General features: G+C 63.9%; 21 protein-coding genes, 1 tRNA gene and 1 pseudogene. 6 read left to right on the top strand and 17 right to left on the bottom strand.

Translation table 11 applies throughout. The features are described from left to right. Window positions 1-113: 113 nt before the first annotated feature. From ABUE31_RS15720 to ABUE31_RS15730, 3 genes are all read right to left on the bottom strand, one after another. Window positions 114-893 carry an ATP-binding cassette domain-containing protein gene (locus ABUE31_RS15720; protein WP_367724602.1) on the bottom strand — a complete coding sequence of 260 codons (780 nt, stop codon included), beginning with the start codon at window positions 891-893 and terminating at the stop codon, window positions 114-116. After that, a complete protein-coding gene (locus ABUE31_RS15725; RefSeq protein ID WP_367724604.1) occupies window positions 893-2023 on the bottom strand; it encodes an ABC transporter permease in 1131 nt (376 codons plus the stop codon). The genes ABUE31_RS15720 and ABUE31_RS15725 overlap by 1 nt, the downstream gene beginning before the upstream one ends. A gap of 101 nt (window positions 2024-2124) precedes the next feature. Further along, the gene (locus ABUE31_RS15730; RefSeq protein WP_367724606.1) at window positions 2125-3057 is read right to left on the bottom strand and encodes a sugar ABC transporter substrate-binding protein; all 933 of its coding nucleotides are present in this window, start codon (window positions 3055-3057) and stop codon (window positions 2125-2127) included. Window positions 3058-3257: 200 nt separating this feature from the next. Between ABUE31_RS15730 and ABUE31_RS15735 the strand changes: the two genes are divergently transcribed. Next, a complete protein-coding gene (locus tag ABUE31_RS15735; protein WP_367724608.1) occupies window positions 3258-4100 on the top strand; it encodes a MurR/RpiR family transcriptional regulator in 843 nt (280 codons plus the stop codon). Window positions 4101-4136: 36 nt separating this feature from the next. Here the strand turns inward: ABUE31_RS15735 and ABUE31_RS15740 are convergent, their stop codons facing one another. Next, window positions 4137-5012, bottom strand: coding sequence for an HpcH/HpaI aldolase/citrate lyase family protein (locus ABUE31_RS15740; protein WP_367724609.1), 876 nt, complete (start codon window positions 5010-5012; stop codon window positions 4137-4139). 148 nt (window positions 5013-5160) lie between these two features. On the opposite strand from ABUE31_RS15740, the gene ABUE31_RS15745 reads away from it, so the two are divergent. After that, window positions 5161-5811: a class I SAM-dependent methyltransferase gene (locus ABUE31_RS15745; protein WP_367724610.1), complete on the top strand. Its 651-nt coding sequence runs from the start codon at window positions 5161-5163 to the stop codon at window positions 5809-5811. Window positions 5812-5841: 30 nt separating this feature from the next. Here the strand turns inward: ABUE31_RS15745 and phnE are convergent, their stop codons facing one another. From phnE to ABUE31_RS15780, 7 genes are all read right to left on the bottom strand, one after another. Further along, a complete protein-coding gene (phnE, locus tag ABUE31_RS15750; RefSeq protein WP_367724611.1) occupies window positions 5842-6651 on the bottom strand; it encodes a phosphonate ABC transporter, permease protein PhnE in 810 nt (269 codons plus the stop codon). Further along, window positions 6644-7507, bottom strand: coding sequence for a phosphonate ABC transporter ATP-binding protein (locus ABUE31_RS15755; RefSeq protein WP_367724612.1), 864 nt, complete (start codon window positions 7505-7507; stop codon window positions 6644-6646). Before ABUE31_RS15755 ends, phnE begins: the two co-directional genes overlap by 8 nt. Then, entirely contained in the window at window positions 7488-8351 is an 864-nt protein-coding gene (locus tag ABUE31_RS15760; protein WP_367724613.1) for a PhnD/SsuA/transferrin family substrate-binding protein, read from the bottom strand. Before ABUE31_RS15760 ends, ABUE31_RS15755 begins: the two co-directional genes overlap by 20 nt. A gap of 125 nt (window positions 8352-8476) precedes the next feature. Next, window positions 8477-8623, bottom strand: a complete 147-nt coding sequence (locus tag ABUE31_RS15765) for a DUF805 domain-containing protein (RefSeq protein WP_367724642.1) — start codon at window positions 8621-8623, stop codon at window positions 8477-8479. Beyond that, a complete protein-coding gene (locus ABUE31_RS15770) occupies window positions 8557-9270 on the bottom strand; it encodes a DUF805 domain-containing protein (RefSeq protein WP_437344132.1) in 714 nt (237 codons plus the stop codon). The genes ABUE31_RS15765 and ABUE31_RS15770 overlap by 67 nt, the downstream gene beginning before the upstream one ends. Window positions 9271-9335: 65 nt before the next feature. After that, window positions 9336-9797 (bottom strand): hypothetical protein, encoded by a 462-nt coding sequence (locus tag ABUE31_RS15775; protein WP_367724615.1) that lies wholly within the window; start codon window positions 9795-9797, stop codon window positions 9336-9338. Between the two features lie 15 nt (window positions 9798-9812). After that, complete coding sequence (locus ABUE31_RS15780; protein WP_437344133.1) at window positions 9813-10199, bottom strand: DUF6152 family protein; 387 nt, start codon at window positions 10197-10199, stop codon at window positions 9813-9815. A gap of 170 nt (window positions 10200-10369) precedes the next feature. On the opposite strand from ABUE31_RS15780, the gene ABUE31_RS15785 reads away from it, so the two are divergent. Then, the gene (locus ABUE31_RS15785) at window positions 10370-10540 is read left to right on the top strand and encodes a hypothetical protein (RefSeq protein WP_367724616.1); all 171 of its coding nucleotides are present in this window, start codon (window positions 10370-10372) and stop codon (window positions 10538-10540) included. Window positions 10541-10649: 109 nt separating this feature from the next. Further along, a complete protein-coding gene (locus ABUE31_RS15790) occupies window positions 10650-11684 on the top strand; it encodes an aspartate-semialdehyde dehydrogenase (RefSeq protein WP_367724617.1) in 1035 nt (344 codons plus the stop codon). Window positions 11685-11770: 86 nt separating this feature from the next. Here the strand turns inward: ABUE31_RS15790 and aroA are convergent, their stop codons facing one another. Continuing rightward, the gene (gene aroA, locus ABUE31_RS15795; RefSeq protein ID WP_367724619.1) at window positions 11771-13120 is read right to left on the bottom strand and encodes a 3-phosphoshikimate 1-carboxyvinyltransferase; all 1350 of its coding nucleotides are present in this window, start codon (window positions 13118-13120) and stop codon (window positions 11771-11773) included. Between the two features lie 216 nt (window positions 13121-13336). Here aroA and ABUE31_RS15800 point away from each other — a divergent pair, with 216 nt between their 5' ends. Together ABUE31_RS15800 and ABUE31_RS15805 are read left to right on the top strand one after the other, a co-directional pair. Beyond that, window positions 13337-13723, top strand: coding sequence for a TIGR02300 family protein (locus tag ABUE31_RS15800; protein ID WP_367724621.1), 387 nt, complete (start codon window positions 13337-13339; stop codon window positions 13721-13723). 149 nt (window positions 13724-13872) lie between these two features. Continuing rightward, a tRNA-Ala gene (locus tag ABUE31_RS15805) sits at window positions 13873-13948 on the top strand. Window positions 13949-14173: 225 nt separating this feature from the next. Here ABUE31_RS15805 and ABUE31_RS15810 read toward each other — a convergent pair. The 5 genes and pseudogenes from ABUE31_RS15810 to ABUE31_RS15830 all read right to left on the bottom strand — a co-directional run. Next, entirely contained in the window at window positions 14174-14539 is a 366-nt protein-coding gene (locus ABUE31_RS15810) for a hypothetical protein (RefSeq protein ID WP_367724644.1), read from the bottom strand. Between the two features lie 533 nt (window positions 14540-15072). Then, a pseudogene (locus ABUE31_RS15815) lies at window positions 15073-15318 on the bottom strand (hypothetical protein); the annotation flags it as partial. Next, complete coding sequence (locus ABUE31_RS15820; protein WP_367724622.1) at window positions 15269-15967, bottom strand: TolB-like translocation protein; 699 nt, start codon at window positions 15965-15967, stop codon at window positions 15269-15271. The gene ABUE31_RS15820 and the pseudogene ABUE31_RS15815, both read right to left, overlap by 50 nt. A 274-nt stretch (window positions 15968-16241) precedes the next feature. Then, window positions 16242-17774 carry a phospholipase D family protein gene (locus tag ABUE31_RS15825; protein ID WP_367724623.1) on the bottom strand — a complete coding sequence of 511 codons (1533 nt, stop codon included), beginning with the start codon at window positions 17772-17774 and terminating at the stop codon, window positions 16242-16244. A 422-nt stretch (window positions 17775-18196) separates the two neighbouring features. After that, a partial coding sequence (locus ABUE31_RS15830; protein ID WP_367724624.1) for a hypothetical protein occupies window positions 18197-18430 on the bottom strand: 234 nt, incomplete at its 5' end.

Consider the following 18430-nt stretch of genomic DNA (forward strand, 5'->3'; position numbering starts at 1 on the left):
CGGATATGAGGCTGGTAGGAGTAGGATATTGGGGTTGGAGATCCTCGATGAGACGGGAGTCAGTTTGCCGAAGGCTTCAAGCCTGGCAACTCCCTATTCCCAATTCCCAATTCCTAAACCGTCCCGCCGAGTTCGGTCGACAGTTCGGCAAGTTCCCTGCCTCCAGCCATCAGGTTCTGCAGCTGGTCGGCCGTGATCTCGCCGCGCGCCGCCGTGCCGAGCGTCCGGCCACGGTTGAGAACCGTGAAACGGTCGCCGACAGCCATGGCATGGCGCACATTGTGGGTGATGAAGACGACGCCCAGCCCCTTCTTGCGCACCATGTCGATGTACTTGAGCACCATCGAGGTCTGGCGCACGCCGAGCGCCGAGGTCGGTTCGTCGAGGATCAGCACTTTCGCGCCGAAATAGACGGCCCTGGAGATCGCGACGCATTGCCGTTCGCCGCCCGACAGCGTGCCGACCGCCTGGCCGGGGTCGCGCACGTCGATGCCGATCCTCTTCATCTCCTCGCGGGTGACCCGGTCGCAAAAACCGAAATCGACATGGCGGAAAGGCCAGATGCCCTTCACCGGCTCGCGGCCCATGAAGAAGTTGCGGGTGACCGACATCAGCGGGATCATCGCGAGATCCTGGTAGACGGTCGCGATGCCGGCGTCGAGCGCGTCGCGAGGGCCGGAGAAGCGCACTTCCTTGCCATCAAGGAACATCTGTCCCTTGGTCGGCGTATGTACGCCGGCCATGGTCTTGATGAAGGTCGACTTGCCGGCGCCGTTGTCTCCGAGGAGGCAGTGGACCTCGCCGGCATTGACAGCCACCGAGACACCGGCCAGTGCGATGACCGAGCCGAAGTGCTTCTCGATGTCGCGCATTTCCACGATCGGGGCGGCCATCAGCGTTCTCCCGTCACGCGCTTGCGGATGATGTTGTTGAAGAACACAGCCATCAGCAGCATGCCGCCGAGGAAGACCAGGTACCAGTCCTGGTCGATGGTGGTGTAGGTCAGCCCGATCAGCACCATGCCGAAGATGACGGCGCCGATCGCCGCGCCGATCGCCGAGCCGTAGCCGCCGGTCAGCAGGCAGCCGCCGATGACGGCCGCGATGATCGCCTCGAACTCCTTCTGGAAGCCGCGGCGCGCGTCGGTCGAGCCGGAGTCGAGCACCGTCAGGATGGCGACCAGCGCCGCGCAGCCCGCCGTGACCATGAAGAGCGAAGTCTTGACCCGGCGCACGGGAACGCCGGAGTTGCGGGCCGCATTTGCATCGCCGCCGGCTGCGAAAATCCAGTTGCCGTAACGGGTACGCGTCAGCGCCCAGGCCGCGAGCGCGGCGATCAGCGCGAACCAGATGATCTCGACCGGGATGCCGGTCACCTTGGGCTGGCCGTTGGGGAACTTCGCGATCCAGTCGTTGGCGGCAAGCCAGGCGAAGAGCCCTTCGAACGCTTCGCCGGCAAAGATTTCGTAGAAGAAGGCGTCGATCCCGCTGTCGGTCGCTGCCTCGCGCACGCCGCGCAGTTGCGTCGAGCCGCCGGTCGCCCATTTCAGCCCGACCAGCGACAGGCCGCGCAGGATGAACAGGAAGGCGAGCGTGACGATGAACGACGGCAGGCCGGTGTGAATGACGATCTGGCCGTTGGCAAAACCCATCGCTGCGGCGAAGGCGAAAGTCAGGAGGATGGCGACGGGCAGCGACAGGCCGATGGTGACGACGCAGGCGGCAAAGATCAGGCCGGTGAAGGCGACCATCGATCCGACCGACAGGTCGAACTCGCCGCCGACCATCAGCAGCGACGCGCCGATTGCCAGGATGCCGAGCTGGGCGGCCGGAGCCAGGAAGTTCATGATGCCGGAGAATTCGAACATCGTGGCGTTGGCCACGACGATGAAGAACAGCGTGACGATGACCAGCCCCATCACGGCACCCAGTTCGGGCCGGCGCATCATGCGCAGCACGAAGGGGGCTTCCTTCAGCCGCTCGTCCCGGGCTTCATCGATCGCTGCGGCATTCTGCTCTGACATGACTGCCTCCCATGCCGGCCGTCGCCGGCCGGTCGATGTCGTCATTTGCCGGCGTCGGAAAGGCCGCCAGGCGGCCTTTCCGATTGCTCAAGCCTGTCGGCTCAGCGGATGCCCTTGGTCGAAAGGTCGATGACCTGGGCAGCCTTGTCCTTGGTGATCAGGTTCGGGCCGGACGGCACGTTGCCGCCGGGCATCAGGCCGTACTTCGCGTTGAGGGCGAGGAAAGCGACCGGCAGGTAGCCCTGCAGGTACTGCTGCTGGTCGATGGCGAAGGTAGCCTTGCCGTCGACGATCGCCTGCAGGAAGCCGGCCGACATGTCGAAGGTGCCGATATTGATCTTTCCTTCCATGCCGGATTCGGCAATCGCGGTCAGCGCCGGTTCGCCCGCGGTGGAAGCGCCGAGGCTGAGGATGGTGTCGATCGCGGTATCCGAGGACAGCGCGGCCTTGACCTTCGCCGTCACTTCGGCGGGATCCATGCTCGCCGGCAGGACGGTGGAGTCGCCGAAGCCGTCGGCGAAGCCCTTGCAGCGCAGGTCGAGCGCGACGTTGCCGACCTCCTGGTTGATGCAGATGGCCTTCTTGCCGCCGAGTTCCTTCAGCTTCTCGCCGGCCGCCTTGCCGGCATCGTATTCGTCCTGGCCGACATGCAAGAGGGCGCCGAGACCCTTCGAGACGTCCGAGCCGGAGTTCATCGAGATGACCGGAATGCCCGCGGCCACGGCCTTCTGGATCGACGGCCCGAGCGCGTCGGCGTCCGGGATCGAGACGATCAGCCCGGCCGGGTTCTGGTTGACGGCAGCGTCGATGAGCTGCGCCATCGCCACCATGTCGAAGGTTTCGGGCGCGCGGTAGTCGACATTGACGCCCATGTCGGTCGCCGCCTGGGCGACGCCGTTCTTGACGACCGACCAGAACGGGTCGGATGCCTGGCCATGGCTGACGACGATGATCGAAGCGTCCTGCGCATTGGCGGCAAACAGCGACGCAGCAAGTGCGGTCGCGGCGAGCATGGATTTGAACACGGATTTCATGACTTCCTCCCAGGATACATGACACCGGCGACCGGGCGGCTCCTCCTCCCCGTTCGCCTCCGCAGGAAAAACGGAATAAAAACATCATTTGTTTTTGCTGCTGGAATATTTATTCCATTTCTGCCATGGTCCGTCAAGCCGTGATTTCGGTTCGCGGAGCGCCGCCGGTCATGATACCGCTGGCCGCCCGGGAGGAGCAGATGACGTCAGACGAGCAAACGATGCAGGCGCCGCAGGACTTCGAGACGTTGCGCGCCTCGATCCTGGCGCGACGGCCTGACCTGCCCAAACGGCTTGCGCAGGCTGCGCACTACGCGCTCGGCAACCCCGACGAGATTGCGTTCGGCACCGCCGCCAGCGTCGCGCAGGCGGCCGCGGTCCAGCCGTCGACGCTGGTGCGCTTCGCCCAGGCCTTCGGCTACCAGGGCTTCTCGGAGTTGCAGGAAGTGTTCCGCGCCAGGCTGCGCGACCGTGTGCTGAGCTACGATGAACGGCTTTCGCGCATGCGCAAGCACGGTATCGCGGCAAGCCGGTCGAGCCTGATCCTCGACGGCTTCATCGAGGCCACCGAGCGGTCTGTCGCCGACTTCCGCGCGCATGCCGATCCCGACGCGCTGGAACGCGCCGTCGACCTCCTGGCGCGCGCCGATACCATCTATCTGATCGGCCTGCGGCGCTCCTTCCCGATCACGTCCTACATGAGCTACGCGATGGGCAAGCTCGGCGTGCGCAACGTCCTCGTCGACGCCGTTGCCGGCATGGCGGCCGAACAGGCAAGCTTCATGTCGGCCAAGGATGCCGTGCTGGCCATCAGTTTTGCGCCCTACGCCAGCGAAACGGTGGCGCTGACGACCAGCGCCAAGGCGCGCGGCGCGAGGATCGCCACCATCACCGATTCCGTCTTCTCGCCGATCGCCTCGCCCGCCGATGTGCTGGTCGAGGTCGGCGAGGCCGATTTCGAGGGTTTCCGCTCGATGGCGGCCACCATGGCGATCGCCATGACGCTGTGCGTCGCGGTCGCGGCGCGGCGCGGCGAGCGTTAGGGCGCTGCCTCTTCCATATTTCTGCAGGCGTTCGATCTAGAGGCGGCCGGCCCGCGCAAGCAGGCGTTCTGCCTGCGCCAGATGCAGCCGCTCGACCATCCTGCCGCCGATCGAGATCACGCCCCTGCCGGCATTTGCCGGCAGCGCGAAGGCCGCCCGGATCGCCTGCGCCTCGGCGACCGCTTCGGCTGACGGCGAAAAAGCCGCCCGCGCCGGCTCGATCTGGCCGGGATGGATCAGCGTCTTGCCGTCGAAGCCCATCGCCGCGCCCTCCGCGCATTCGCGTGCGAAGGCGTCGAGGTCGCGGAAGTCGTTGCTGACGCCGTCGAGAACGGTGAGGCCGCCAGCGCGGGCGGCGAGCACCATCTGCATCAGCCACGGCGTCAGGTAGCGCCGGTCCGGTGTGGCCAGGACGCCGGTTTCCTTGGCCAGGTCGTTGGTGCCGGCGACGAAGCAGTCGAGCCGCGCCGCCGCGTCGCGGCCTAGTTCGGCCAGCGCGCCGACGTTCAGCATCGCCTTCGGGGTCTCGATCATGACCCAAAGCTTCAGGTCCGCCGGCGCGTCGGTCTTGTCGAGCGCGTCGTCGAAATCGTGGATGTCGCGCGGCGTGTCGACCTTGGGCAGGAGAACCGCGTCCGGCGCGCAGGCGCGCGCCGCCAGCAGGTCTTCGGTGCCCCATTCGCTGTCCAGCGGATTAACCCGGATCACCAGTTCCGGGCCGTCCTTCGGCCGCGCGGCGAACCATGCCCTCAGCCTTTCGCGCGCGGCTTCCTTGGCTTCCGGGGCGACCGCGTCCTCCAGGTCGAAGACAACCGCGTCGCAGGCGAGCGACGGCAGCTTGGCGATCGCCTTCTCGCTGGACGCCGGCACGAAGAGCACGCTGCGGCGCTGACGATGTCTGCTCGGGTTCATCTGGCCGTCCGACCTCGTGATGCTCTGGGTGCGATCTTCTTGCCCGCCAAGGCAGTCCCTTGCAAGAGCCTCGTCCGAGGTCCCGCAAGCTGACGCTTGGTTGTCATGGAAACGCGATATCTGCGGCCGAGCAACTACGGAGAGAGCGATGCGCACCGACACGGCCCACCGGAAATGGAACGAGACCTGGCAGTCGGAGGACGGCCGGCGCGACTGGTCGCAGGCCGACCCGCAGGTGCTTGCCTGTTCGGCGGCAGTTCTGTCGAGCGGCCGCTCCGACGCGCTCGACCTCGGCTGCGGCGTCGGCCGGCACGCACTGGCGCTGGCGCGGATGGGATTCAATGTCGACGCGCTCGATGGAAGCGAGGCCGGCATCGCCCAGCTTCGCCGCGACGCAGCGCTCGAACGCCTGCCGATCCAGGCCAACCAGGGATCGATGAGCGAGCTTCCCTTTGCGGGTGACAGCTTCGACTACCTGCTGGCGTTCAACGTCATCTATCACGGCGATCCCGAGGTCCTCGCGGCCACGCTCGCGGAAATCGCGCGGGTCCTGCGGCCCGGCGGCACACTGCAGCTGACGATGCTCTCCAAGCGCAACGTCAACTTCGGCGTCGGCGACGAGATCGCCAAGGACACCTTCGTCGTCCCGGACGCGGCCGACGACAAGGTGCATCCGCATTTCTACTGCAACGCGGCCGAGCTGGTCGGGCTGCTTGCGGGCTTCGAGCTGAAGAGCCTTGCCGACATCGAGCAGAAGCCGGGCCACTGGCATTGGCACGCGGTGGCCGAGCGCCTCTAGGCCGACGGGAGAGCCGCCCGGCTTTCGTGACTACGACAGCCGGGCGCGAAGGCGATCCGTCGCCCATTCCATGACCAGCACCACCGCGAAGACCGCGATGATGATGGTCGAGGCGCTGCGGTACTGGAAGAGGTCGAACGCGACTTTCAGCTCCTGGCCTATCCCGCCCGCGCCGACCAGACCAAGGACGACCGAGGCGCGCACCGACTTTTCAAGCGCGAAGAGACCGGTGTTGATCATGGACGGAAGCGCGTCGGGGATCACCGCGCCGCAAAGGATGCCGAAACGACTCGCGCCGATGGCGCCCAGTGCCTCCTGCGGCTCCTTGTCCGCGTCCTCCATGGCTTCAGCGAAGAAGCGTCCGCAAAAGCCGATCGTGTCGACGATGATGGTCATCGTCCCGGCGACCGCCCCGAGGCCGACCGACGCCACGAAGACCAGCGCCCAGACGAGGTCCGGGACGGTGCGGAAGAACGACACCAGGCCCTTGAAGAGGAAAGCCACGGTCGACACCGGGGTGACGCCGCGCGCCGACAGCCAGGCGATGGGGAGGCTGACCGCTATGCCGATCACGGTTCCGGCTATCGCGATCTGAAACGTCTCGACGAGACGCTGCATCATGCGCCACAGGAAGTCGGGATCGGTTTCCGGCGGCAGCATGCGGCCGACGAGACGCACCATCCTTTCCGATCCGATGGCGAGCCGTTCCGGCGACGGCGCGACATCCCCGATGGAGGCGATCACCACGGCGGCGACAGCCACCAGTATGGTGAAACGCAGCGCCGATACGCCTGCCGCACGCGGCGGCGCCGAGGGCGTCGGGGCAACGATGTCAGACACGATAGACCTTCTCCAGATCGGTGGGACGGAGGTCCCGGCTCTCGGCGTCGAGCAGGACGCGTCCCGCCTTCAGCGCCACCACGCGGCGCGCATAGGCAAGCGCGTGGTCCATGTCGTGCGTGGTGAAGACCAGCGTCGTGCCTGTCGCGCCGGCGACATCGACGAAGGTGCGCATCACGTCGTGGCCGGCAGCCGGGTCGAGACTCGCGGCCGGCTCGTCGGCGATCAGCAGGCGCGGTCGCCGGATCAGCGCCCGCGCGATGGCGACGCGCTGTGCCTGCCCGCCCGACAGGCGGTCGGCGCGCGACTGCGCCTTGTCGGCCAGGCGCACTTCGGCGAGGGCCTGCATCGCCCGTTCGCGCCATTCTGCGGGAGCGATGGACTGGTGCACGGCACGCCACCCGCCGGCGACGCCGAGCATGCCCTGGACGACATTCGTCAGCGCCGTCTGCCGGCGCACGAGGCCGTGATGCTGGAAGACGAAGCCGAGCTGGCTGCGGATCGCCCCCGTCTGCATGCGACTCGGCCTGTTGTGGAAGCGTTCGCCGAAGATCGTCACGCTGCCGGCGTCCACTGCGTTCAGGCCGATCAGAGTCTTGAGCAGCGTCGACTTCCCCGCGCCGTTCGCGCCGATCAGGGCGACGGTGTCGCCCTCGCGCACTGTCAGGTCGACATGATCGAGAACGACGGACGTCCCGGCATAGCGCTGCACAAGGCCTTGCGCCTCGATCAGCGCAGCAACCGGCGTCCGCGGCGGACGCAGGCTCTCGACGACCGAAGAGGACCGCGCAAATCGCGCGGCCCTGTCGGAGTCTGTCGCAGCGCTCAGGCCGGGCTCAGTCGCCGACGAAGGCATTGAAGCTGTCGACGCCGATCGTCCGGTACATCGCGCGCACGTAGTCGTAGTCGGAATCCTTCACAGTGGTGATGAAGTGCCCGCCGCTATATTTCTTGTTGTCGTCCGTCGTCTCGATGACCGCGTTCATCAGCGTCTTGCCGTCGTTGACGAAGGCGTCGCGGATCTTCTGTAGGGCGCCAGCATCCGCGCCGGCGCGCGCCACCAGGACGTCGTTGGGCAGGTCGCGGCCGCGCGCCAGCACGACGAAGGCGACGTCGGGATAGGCCTCGCGGACGCTCTCGAGATGACCGCGGTTCATCCCGACGGCCGCGATGTCGCCGTTGACCATGGCTTCCACCGCCACGTTTCGGCTGATCAGTTCCGGCGTGTAGTCGGCGCCCTGCGCAAGGCCGAGGTCGGTGAGCACCTGGGCGGGGCCGAGATGCTGGGACGTCGATCCGACGGAGCCGAACGCCACCTTCTTGCCCTTGAGGTCGGCAATCGACTTCACGGGACCGTCGGCGAGGACGACGATCTGCGCGTAATAGTCGGGACGCTGCCAGGCGGTCACGATCTCGGCGTTGGTGAGTTCCTTCATGACGACGTATTCGGCCGGTCCGGTGAGCACCAGGTCCACCTGGTTCGCGCTCAGCGCTTCGACCGCGGCGGTACGGGAACTAACCGGGAAGAACTCGATCTCGAGCCCGGTAATCGTCTGCAGCGCATCGCGGAACGGCCCGAACTCCTGGTGCAGCTTTTCCAGACCCTCGACATCGGTAACCGCAAACCGCACCTTATCGGCCGCCGTCGCCGTCAGTGTCATCATCGCCAGCGCGGCGATCGCGCCAATCGTCCTGAGCATTCGAGCCCTCCTGCAAATCCATTGGACAGGAGGAGACGCTAGACGCGCCGGTTGACAGGCGGATGACGGTCACGATGAAGCTTTCGTGACGCCCGGCGGTCGGCGCCGAAGAACCCTCTCGCTGGCTAGCCGCCTGCGCCCGCGGGCGCCGGTCCCCACCTGTTTTCGCGCTTCTGCGACGGGATCAGCGCGAAGACGAGGATGATCAGCCAGCCGACATAGGGAAGGAAGACGAGCAGGTAGAACCAGCCCGCGAGCCCGATGTCGTGGATACGCCGGATGGTGANATGATCAGCCAGCCGACATAGGGAAGGAAGACGAGCAGGTAGAACCAGCCCGCGAGCCCGATGTCGTGGATACGCCGGATGGTGACGGCCAGGCCCGGAAGGAACGTGGCAAGGATGAACAAGGCGGCGAAGCCGACGCTGTAAGCGGGCAAGTCGCTGCCCATGTCGAAATTGCCCGAGGAGTCGTCGAGAAAGAGCGTGATGACCAAACCGGCGCCGAAGAAGAGCAGCCAGAACAGGCAGAAGCCCCAATATTCCTTGCGCGTCGCCCTGTCGCGGAAATTGACGTGATTGACCGTGATGGCGTTGCGGAACGCGCTCCATAGCCCGATTGCCGCCGGCGCTCCCGCGACGGCGTCGCGGCCATAGCGGCGCGGCGCAGGGGCCGTCGTGGGCGTGGCGATCGGCGTTGCCGTCAATGAGGCGGGCGTTGGCGTAGCCTCGGCCGAAACGGGCGACACGGCGCGCGCCTGCCCTCCCGTGTCCCGGAACTCGACCGAAGCGCCCTTCGAGATGGCAAAGACCGGCCGGAGATCCTCGCGCCTGAACGTATAGCGGTTGCCGTCGGAACCGGAGATGAAGCCGAAACCCTGGGCCTCGTCGTAGTGAATGACCTCGCCGCGCATCGACATGTCCGCCTGCAGATTCCGCTGAAGCTGATCTACCACCGAGGCATGGTCAGGGACAGACCCTCCGGTCAGACGAAACCGATCAGCCTTCCGCAAAGAAGGACGGCGCTCCACAGCAGGATAGACGCGAGCGCGAGCATCCTGCGCAGCCTCGGCCAGGCCTGCGAAGAGCGTCCGCGATCGAGCACCATGAAAGTAAGCGCGTTGGCCCCTGCCAGCGCGATCAGCACGAGCTTCACCTGGAACGCGGGATTGCGCACATAGGTCGTCGCCTGGATCGAGAAGAGGCTGGCGCCGGTGAGCACCGCCACGGGAAAGGCCGCAAGCGCGGCGCGCCTCAGAAGCGCGACCAGGGGGTCGCACTGCGCCGTGCGGATCGCGCCCAGAACACAGAGGTCCATCAGAACGATGCTGGCGAACAGAACGCCGATCGCGGCGATGTGCAAGGCGTTGACGACGGGATAGGCGAGGAAGGACGTCTTCAGGAGCCGCACCGGCTCGGCCTGCTCGATCGCCTGAAGGAACTCCATCCGCAGGGCCGGCCGTCAGCTCGGGGCGCGGCCCGGATAGATGTCGTAGGCCTTGCCTTTGACGGTGATCCGCACCGCCTTCATGCGCTTCTCGGTCTCGTCGCGGGAACGATTGCCAAGCGCCGTCACTTCGTCGCCGATCCCGGCTGCGTCCTCGGTGAAGCCGGAGCGTGCGGTGGCGGACGGCGGCGCGAGCTCGACCCGCCAGATTTCACCCTCGACGTCGACGTCGAGCGTCGCATGCGGATTGCCGAGGTAGATGTCCTTGATCACGCCCTCCAGCTGGAACATTCCGTCCCCGGTCCAGGACCATCCGTGATGAGCAAGGGTCGAACCGGCCAGGAACAATGCGACCGCCGCGATGCATCCGCCGGACATGAGCGTGCGCCTGTCGGTCGCCATTGGCAGTCTCCGTCGCTTGCCGCCTCGCAAGACTCTAGGCCAGCGCTTCCTTCGTTCCAAATCACAAGCGGCTGAACGGCCGTCGGCCTGTACCCCGCAGTTCCAGCGGGCTCGGATTGACTATTTGCCGATTCCCGGTAAAAGCCAGCCGCGAACGGGAATTTCGGACGATGCGCGGCCTTATGATGGCGCACTTTGCACTTGAATTCCCCGGCCATGGCGGCTCCCTCAGGGCCAACCATTGGGCCGGGTGGATCGGTGTGCCGTTCCTGTCCGATGCCGTTTTCGGCACGACCAAAGCCAAGACGATCACCACAAAAACGACCGGCAAAACGGTCTGATCTCCCTTGGCCTTACCGTCCCTCCCGGGTCTGGCCCGGGGAGACGAGGCCCGCGCCGGTCGGCGGGTTCCTCCACACAAACACAGGCGGAGAGGGCAGGAGAAGGTTCATGGGTTTCAAGGTTGCAGTCGCAGGCGCCACCGGCAACGTCGGTCGCGAGATGCTGAATATCCTCGAGGAGCGCGGATTTCCGGCCGACGAAGTGGTGGCGCTCGCCTCGCGCCGCTCGGTCGGCACGGAGGTGTCCTACGGCGACAAGACGCTGAAGGTGAAGGCGCTGGAGAGCTACGATTTCTCCGATACCGACATCTGCGTGATGTCGGCCGGCGGCGAGATCTCCAAGCAATGGTCGCCGAAGATCGGCCAGCAGGGCTGCGTCGTCATCGATAACTCGTCTGCATGGCGCTACGACGCCGATGTGCCGCTGATCGTGCCGGAGGTGAACCCCGACGCGATCGTTGGCTTCGGCAAGAAGAACATCATCGCCAACCCGAACTGCTCGACCGCGCAGCTTGTGGTGGCGCTGAAGCCGCTGCACGACAAGGCCCGGATCAAGCGCGTGGTGGTGTCGACCTACCAGTCGGTGTCTGGCGCCGGCAAGGAGGGCATGGACGAACTGTTTACGCAGACCCGCGCCGTCTTCGTCGCCGACCCGGTCGAAGCCAAGAAGTTCACCAAGCGCATCGCCTTCAACGTCATCCCGCACATCGACGTGTTCATGGAGGACGGCTACACCAAGGAAGAATGGAAGATGGTGGCCGAGACCAAGAAGATGCTCGACCCCAAGATCAAGCTGACCGCGACCTGCGTGCGCGTGCCCGTGTTCATCGGCCATTCGGAAGCCGTCAACATCGAGTTCGAGAGCCCGATCACCGCCGACGAGGCGCGCGACATCCTGCGCGAGGCGCCGGGCTGCCTTGTCATCGACAAGCGCGAAAACGGCGGCTACGCCACGCCGGTCGAAAGCGCCGGCGAGGACGCGACCTACATTTCGCGCATCCGCGAGGATTCGACCGTCGACAACGGCCTGTCCATGTGGATCGTCTCCGACAATCTGCGCAAGGGCGCCGCGCTGAACACCGTTCAAATCGCGGAACTGCTGATCGCGCGCGGCCTGATCCAGCCCAAGAAGAAGGCGGCCTGACCGGCCGCCTCGCCAAATGCAGTCCTGAAGGCGGACCCGGCTTCGGCCGGGTTGGCCCGACCGGCCGGGAAGAAGCAGCCTCCGGCCTAGACCGGCTGGCCGATGTCCGCGCCGAGCGTCTCCATCAATCCCATGAATTCCGGGAAGCTGGTGACGATCATGTTGGCGTCGTCGATGGTGACGGGCTTTTCCGTCGCCAGTCCGAGCACCAGGAAGCTCATCGCGATGCGGTGGTCGAGATGGGTCTTCACCGTCCCGCCGCCAAGGCCCTTGCCGCCGGGCCGGCCGCGCACGGCGAGCGTCGCCTCGCCCTCGGTGCAATCGATGCCGTTGGCTTCGAGGCCGCGCGCCACCGCCGCGAGGCGGTCGCTTTCCTTGACGCGTAGTTCCTCGAGCCCCTGCATCAGCGTCTCGCCCTCGGCGAAGGCGGCGGCGACCGCGAGCACGGGATATTCGTCGATCATCGACGGCGCGCGCGACGCCGGCACCTTGACGCCCTTGAGGTCGGAGGCGCGGACGCGAAGGTCCGCGACGTCCTCGCCGCCGGCATTGCGCGGGTTGAGGACCTCGATGTCGCCGCCCATCTCCTGCAGCGTGAGCAGCAGGCCCGTGCGCGTGGGGTTCATCAGGACGTTCTCGATGGTGATGTCCGAACCCGGCACGATCAGCGCGGCGACCAGCGGGAAGCCGGCCGACGACGGGTCGCCCGGCACGGCGATCGTCTGCCCGGACAGCTTGCCCTGGCCTTCGATGAAGATGTGACGCACGCCCTGCTCGCCGGTCTCGACGTTCAGATTGGCGCCAAAACCCTTCAGCATCTTCTCCGTGTGGTCGCGCGTCATCACCGGTTCGATGACGGTGGTGACGCCCGGCGTGTTGAGGCCGGCCAGCAGCACGGCGGACTTGACCTGCGCCGAGGCCATCGGCACGCGATAGGTGATCGGAGCGGCATGCTTCGGCCCGCGCAGCGTGAGCGGCATGCGGTCGCCGGGCGCGGCGTCGATCACCTGCACGCCCATCTGACGCAGCGGCTCCAGCACGCGCCCCATCGGCCGGCCCGACAGCGAGGCGTCGCCGATAAAGGTGGTTTCCATGTCATAGGTGCCGACGAGGCCCATGGTGAGCCGAGATCCGGTGCCGGCATTGCCGAAGTCGAGCGGCGCCTGCGGCTCGAGCAGGCAGCCGTTGCCGACGCCCTGGATGATCCACTCGTCGCCCTTCTTCTCGATCCGGGCGCCCATCGCCTTCATGGCCGCGCCTGTGCGCATGACGTCCTCGCCCTCGAGCAGGCCGGTGATGCGAGTCTCGCCCGACGCCAGGCCGCCGAACATGAAGGAGCGGTGCGAGATCGACTTGTCGCCGGGAACGCGCGCCGCGCCCTTCAAGGATTGCGAGCGCCGGGCAACGGCCGGGCGCGGTTCTGCGTCATGCGTCATCGTGTTTCCTCGGGCGGGCGCGCCCGCGTGCGGGCGAAGGCTGTCGTTTCGGCGGCTCTCCTATCACGGTGTCGTCACGCGGTCATCCCCCGCCGGGAGGCCCCCGAAGCGCGGCCCGGCGCGCATTCCGCCGCGTCTCGACGAGGCCGGCATTAGGCTTTGACAGAGAGCCGTTCTGTGGCTATGGGAGCCGCAAATCACGGACGAGGATCGGCAGTGGCGAAACCCGAACTTGGCAGCAAGCGCATCGACCCGGAGACGGGCCGCAAATTCTACGACCTTAACAAGGATCCGATCGTCTCTCCCTACACGGGCAAGAGCTATCCGCGTTCCTTCTTCGAGTCCGGCAGCGAAAAGGTGCTCGAGGACGAGGTCGAGGACAAGGAGAAGGACAGCGACGACGAGGACGACGCGCCCGAGGTGATCTCGCTCGAAGAGGCGGACGAGGAATCCAAGGACGGCGACGACGTTCCGGACATGGACGATGACGACGACGTCGATCTCGGCGACGACGAGGACGACACCTTCCTCGAGGACGAGGAAGAGGAAGACGACGACGTCACCGACATCATCGGCGTCGGCGAGGACGAAGACGAGGTCTGACGGCTTCGCCGGCCCGGATTTCGGGCCGGCGCGAAAACCGAAGGCAGGCATCCCCAAATAAGCCTGCCGGGAGGCTTGATATTGCAACGCGGCGGCGCTAGAAGCCGCCATCTCTTCGCCGGAAACGGCGCCGGCCACCGGCCGGGTGTGGGGCCATAGCTCAGTTGGGAGAGCGCTTGAATGGCATTCAAGAGGTCGTCGGTTCGATTCCGATTGGCTCCACCATTCAGTCCACCAGTTCTCCCGTCTCTTTCCGAACACTAGAAAGCCGTCGTGTTTTCAGGCGCTTGGCGGCTGGTTTCTGCAAACTATTGGGCACGAGACGTAGTGAGACGCCGCGTTAGCGCCCTGTGTGCCGGTTCGTCTCTCTTGCGGGGAGAGCGTGTCCAATACTTTTTGGGAGCGATGCTGCGTAATCCGGGAAAGCGAAGGTCGTTCGCCTGCCGCTGGCTACAGAGCGAACTGCCTGAGTTGATCGGCCCAGAGGTGAGGCAGGTCATCTCGGACCAGCGTACGGGCCGTGAGGTCAACCGGCTGCCGACCGCGCAGGATGGCATCGGTGACCTTTGGCGCCAGGAAGGCGAGCGGCAGGATACGGCTGACATCAGCGCCATGCATGCCCAAATCTCTCGCGACATCCGCGATGGTTTGACCTGAGCCGTCCGTGAGTTTGCGCAGTTGCACATGGGCCTTCGCCACAGCCTCGACGAGAGCCTGCTCGGGTTTTCGGGCCGGCGTGTTGCCTTCGAGACCAGCCTTGCCTCGACGCCCCTGCGCTTCAGCGTCATCGGTACTGAGATCGTCACAGGTACGCATTCCGGTCGCTCTGTATCATCAGGCGCCATCCCGCCCGTGCCGGTGATCACCGCAGCCAGGTCGATCGAAAAGACAAGTTCGCCTAGCATTACCTTTATCGATCGAACCAGGCGCCTCAAAATATCGGATTGTTTGGACAAGGATGCTTTCAGCGAATCGCGGAAGGCCTCTGCCCCGGCTATGGCGACTTCTGTTGATGTGTCCGTGTCTGCCCACTGAGAGAGCCGCACTTTGTCCTGCAGTATAGTGTCCAGTTGATGCAGGACTGTGCGCTCCAACTCATCCGCCGGCAGCCGCCAGCCGGAAGGGTCTTTGCCGGTCGTCTCCAGCCGATTGGAGATGTAGTAGCGGTACCGCTTGCCATCCTTGACCGTGAAGACCGGGCTTAGACGATCGCCGGTCTCGTCAAACAGCAGGCCTGTGAGCAGGTGTCGGCTTTTGCTGTTGGCCCCGCTTCTCCGGTTCGGAGCCTGGCCCTTCAACAGCGCTTGAACCGACCTAAACGTGCCTTCGTCGATGATCGCTTCATGCTCACCATCGTAGATGCGGTCCTTGTGTCTTGCCTTGCCGATGTAAACGACATTGGAGAGCATGTGGTAGAGTTTGCCCCGGGTGAAGGATGGTAGCCTGCTGCCTCGCCCTGATGCGGGCAAATCAAGCTCTGCACCTGCATCCGTTCGATCTGCGTCCGAAGCATCGACGTGACTTTCGCCGCCAGCATTCAGTTCGTCAGCGACGGCTGGAACTGATTGTAGGGAACGATATCGCTGGAAGATCATGCGGACCGTATCTGCAGCCCGGTTGCTCGAGCCGCCCGTCCTTCGTCGCCATCCGAAAGCACTGCGCGTGCCCGGGAGAGGCCCGCTCGGAGTTGAAGTAGATCCACTCGCCGTCTGGCGAGTATTCCAGGCCGTCGTGCGGTTCGGCGAGGTCGGTGAACTGCTGGCTAATGCCACCTTCGGCCGGCACGGCAAACAGGCTGGTGCGAACTGTTCCTTGTACCTGTTCAAGGCCGACGTAGAGAAGGGTTCGCCCATCGGGGGAAATGCCGTGCAGGTAGCAGCGGTGCCTTGTGGTGCTCCGACACTCTACGCGTTTCGGCGTTCCGCCGACCATCGGAATGACATAGATGTGCCCGTCGTCACTGCTCGCATAGACAATGCCGCCGTCAGGGGAAATCAGGTGGTCATTGTTGAAGTTGTCGAGCGCCCCGGTATCAAGTTTCTCCGGTGTCGCCGGGTTTGCGACCTCGATAAACCAGAGTTCGCCGCCGGCATTGAACAACAGGCGCTCGCCGTCAGGTGTCCAGTTCGGCGCCACGAGGACGAGGGTTGCGGACAGCAGGATACGCGTCGTGCCATGGACGACATCGTATATGCCGAACTCGGCGTGCTGGCTCTGCGTCAACTGACGTACGTATTGTTTCACAATCCATCTCATTCACTTGCACAATAGACCCGATCGCGACTGCGGGAAGTTCTGCAGCCGCAGCGAGCACCGCCTTGCCCACATGTTAGGCCATCAAAAATCTTGTCGAGCGTCTGCTTCTTAGGCGCGCAGGTGTCATTCTTGACGGCCGATGTGGGGGCGCATTGCGGTGAGACAGCTTCGGACACGAGAACCGATGGCGAAAAGCAGACGTTACGCCGAATGGCGGCTGTGAACGTTGCAAGCCAGAATGTGCCCTGGCGAAAGGCGCCACCTAAAGCTGACCCTCGACTGGAAGGACTCCGATGATAGTCGTCACTGCCCGCTGGCCGACAGTCGAATTTGGATCGCTGGTGAACCGAACGACCTGGCCATCGGTTTCTGTGATCCAAATGATATTGCCGTTTGCATCCAGGTCCAGCCTATAGCTGTTTCCAGGCCGCACACCCTCGTCCATGAAATTAGCAAGACGGGCGGCTAGCTGCGGGCTTTCGACATAGAGACCGATCTCGGTGTTGATGTTGGCCGAACGCGGATCGAGATTGAAACTGCCTACGAAAATCGATTCCCGATCGAAGACGAAGGCCTTGGTATGCAACGCTGCCTTTGAGTCGCCCGATATGAGCGTTTGTTGCACCTTTGCCGAATCGGCGCGGACCTCAAATAACTCGACTCCGTCCTCAAGCAGCTGTTTTCGGTATTTTGCATATCCGGCATGAACCGCCAGCACATCATTCGAACTGAGCGAATTGGTCAGTATGCGAACCCGGACGCCCCGCTCGCTGAGTGTGCGAAGTGCATCCGTGCCCCGTTCACCGGGAACGAAATATGCGTTCTCCATGATGAGTTCCGAATTCAGCTTGTCGAGCTTTCCGGCAAGTGCCCTGACAATCTCGCCGTGCTCCTGACCGGCGGCTGTGTTCGCCGGATCGTCCCACACGACATAGGCTGGAGCCCATACGAGGCTTTTGCCGATATCGGCAATGCGCCGTCTCATGACAGCGGTTTCCTCATAGACAGGATACGGATACCCACCTCGGTTTATCGTATTTTTCAACGCTTGCCTGGCGGCCTTCAATTCTTCAGCTGAGAATGACCGTTTGATCACCGCTGCAACCGGGAAAGACCATTTGCCGTTCCAGAAATAGTCGAATATCTGCGACGCTTCACGCACCGCTGGGCCGGCGACAGCAACATCCAGGTCCCTGTAATTGGCATCGTCGGAAACGTCGAAATAGTGGTCGCCGATGTTGCGTCCGCCCAGCAAAGCCAATGCATTGTCGGCCACCATCAGCTTGTTGTGCATCCGGTGGTTCAGGCGGCGGAAATCACCGGCTATTTCTATGAACTTCGAACCACGATTAGCGAACGGGTTGAACAACCGGATTTCGATGTTCGGGTGAGCATCCAGGGCAGCAACCGCGCTGTCCCGCTTTCCGACATTAAGATCGTCAACTAGCAGGCGTACCCGCACGCCGCGATTCGCGCTTCTAAGAATAGCGTCCGCCAGAATACGGCCGCTCTGATCCTCGTCCCAGATATAGTATTGAAGGTCCAGGCTCTTCTGCGCCAGCTCAGTCATCGCCATTCTGGAAGTGAATGCGTCGCGCCCGGCGGTTACTAGGACGACGCCCGATTTCCCTGGATTCCTGGTTTCCGCAGCACTGAATAGTTGACCGAGATATGTCTGATTATAGCTGGCGAAAGCCGATGTTGCCTGGCGTGGATAATCGTATGACAGCGTCGTGCATGCGCCTAGAACTAGCAGGAAAGCGAATGCTGCGATCTTTCCGCCAGCAACTTTCATGGCATCGCAATGCAGTTGGATCGCATCGATTTAACCCCAAACACTCGGACCGTTTTCAACTGAGCCGATATGTTCGTCACTTTGTTGAGACAGATCGCAGCCTGATTTGGTGGGCTTTGGCGCATCAGGTCACATTATTTTAGATCGTGAAATCGCGGTGTTGCAAGCGCCGATGTTCGATGGTCCGCTTCTCGATCACATTCCCACGGAGGTCTGGACTTTGGGTTGCAGCGAAGTGTCCGGAAAGGTCTTTTTTCCGTAATTGTCCAACGACGTTTGTTTCGCATGGGACCTTTTTGGCATTCCAGTTCGGCTACATCAAACGAATGTCTGCTGCTTCCCGGAAATATTCGAATGAGGTTTGAAATTACGTGGAAATCGCTTTTGCATCATGCGCCCTTGCTAAATTAGTTTAGTCCAGCTTAACTCTTTGACGTGGCTGCGAACCGGGTTTGCTGCCGCACCAGAAAATGAAGAGAGACTGCCGACAGACATTCAAGTCCTGACATCGCCGCTTTCAAGACAAACCGGGGGGTGCTGTTTTGATCGACAATGGCATATCGAAAAGACCGCAGCGCTGGTCCTACGGGTTGCTTCTCGTCTGCGCGGCCAGCGCCGCGTTCTGGATAGCGGCGCTGTGGCTGGTCTTTTGAAGA

Origin of the sequence: Mesorhizobium marinum (assembly GCF_040813675.1) — a bacterium.
Classification (GTDB): domain Bacteria; phylum Pseudomonadota; class Alphaproteobacteria; order Rhizobiales; family Rhizobiaceae; genus Mesorhizobium_K; species Mesorhizobium_K marinum.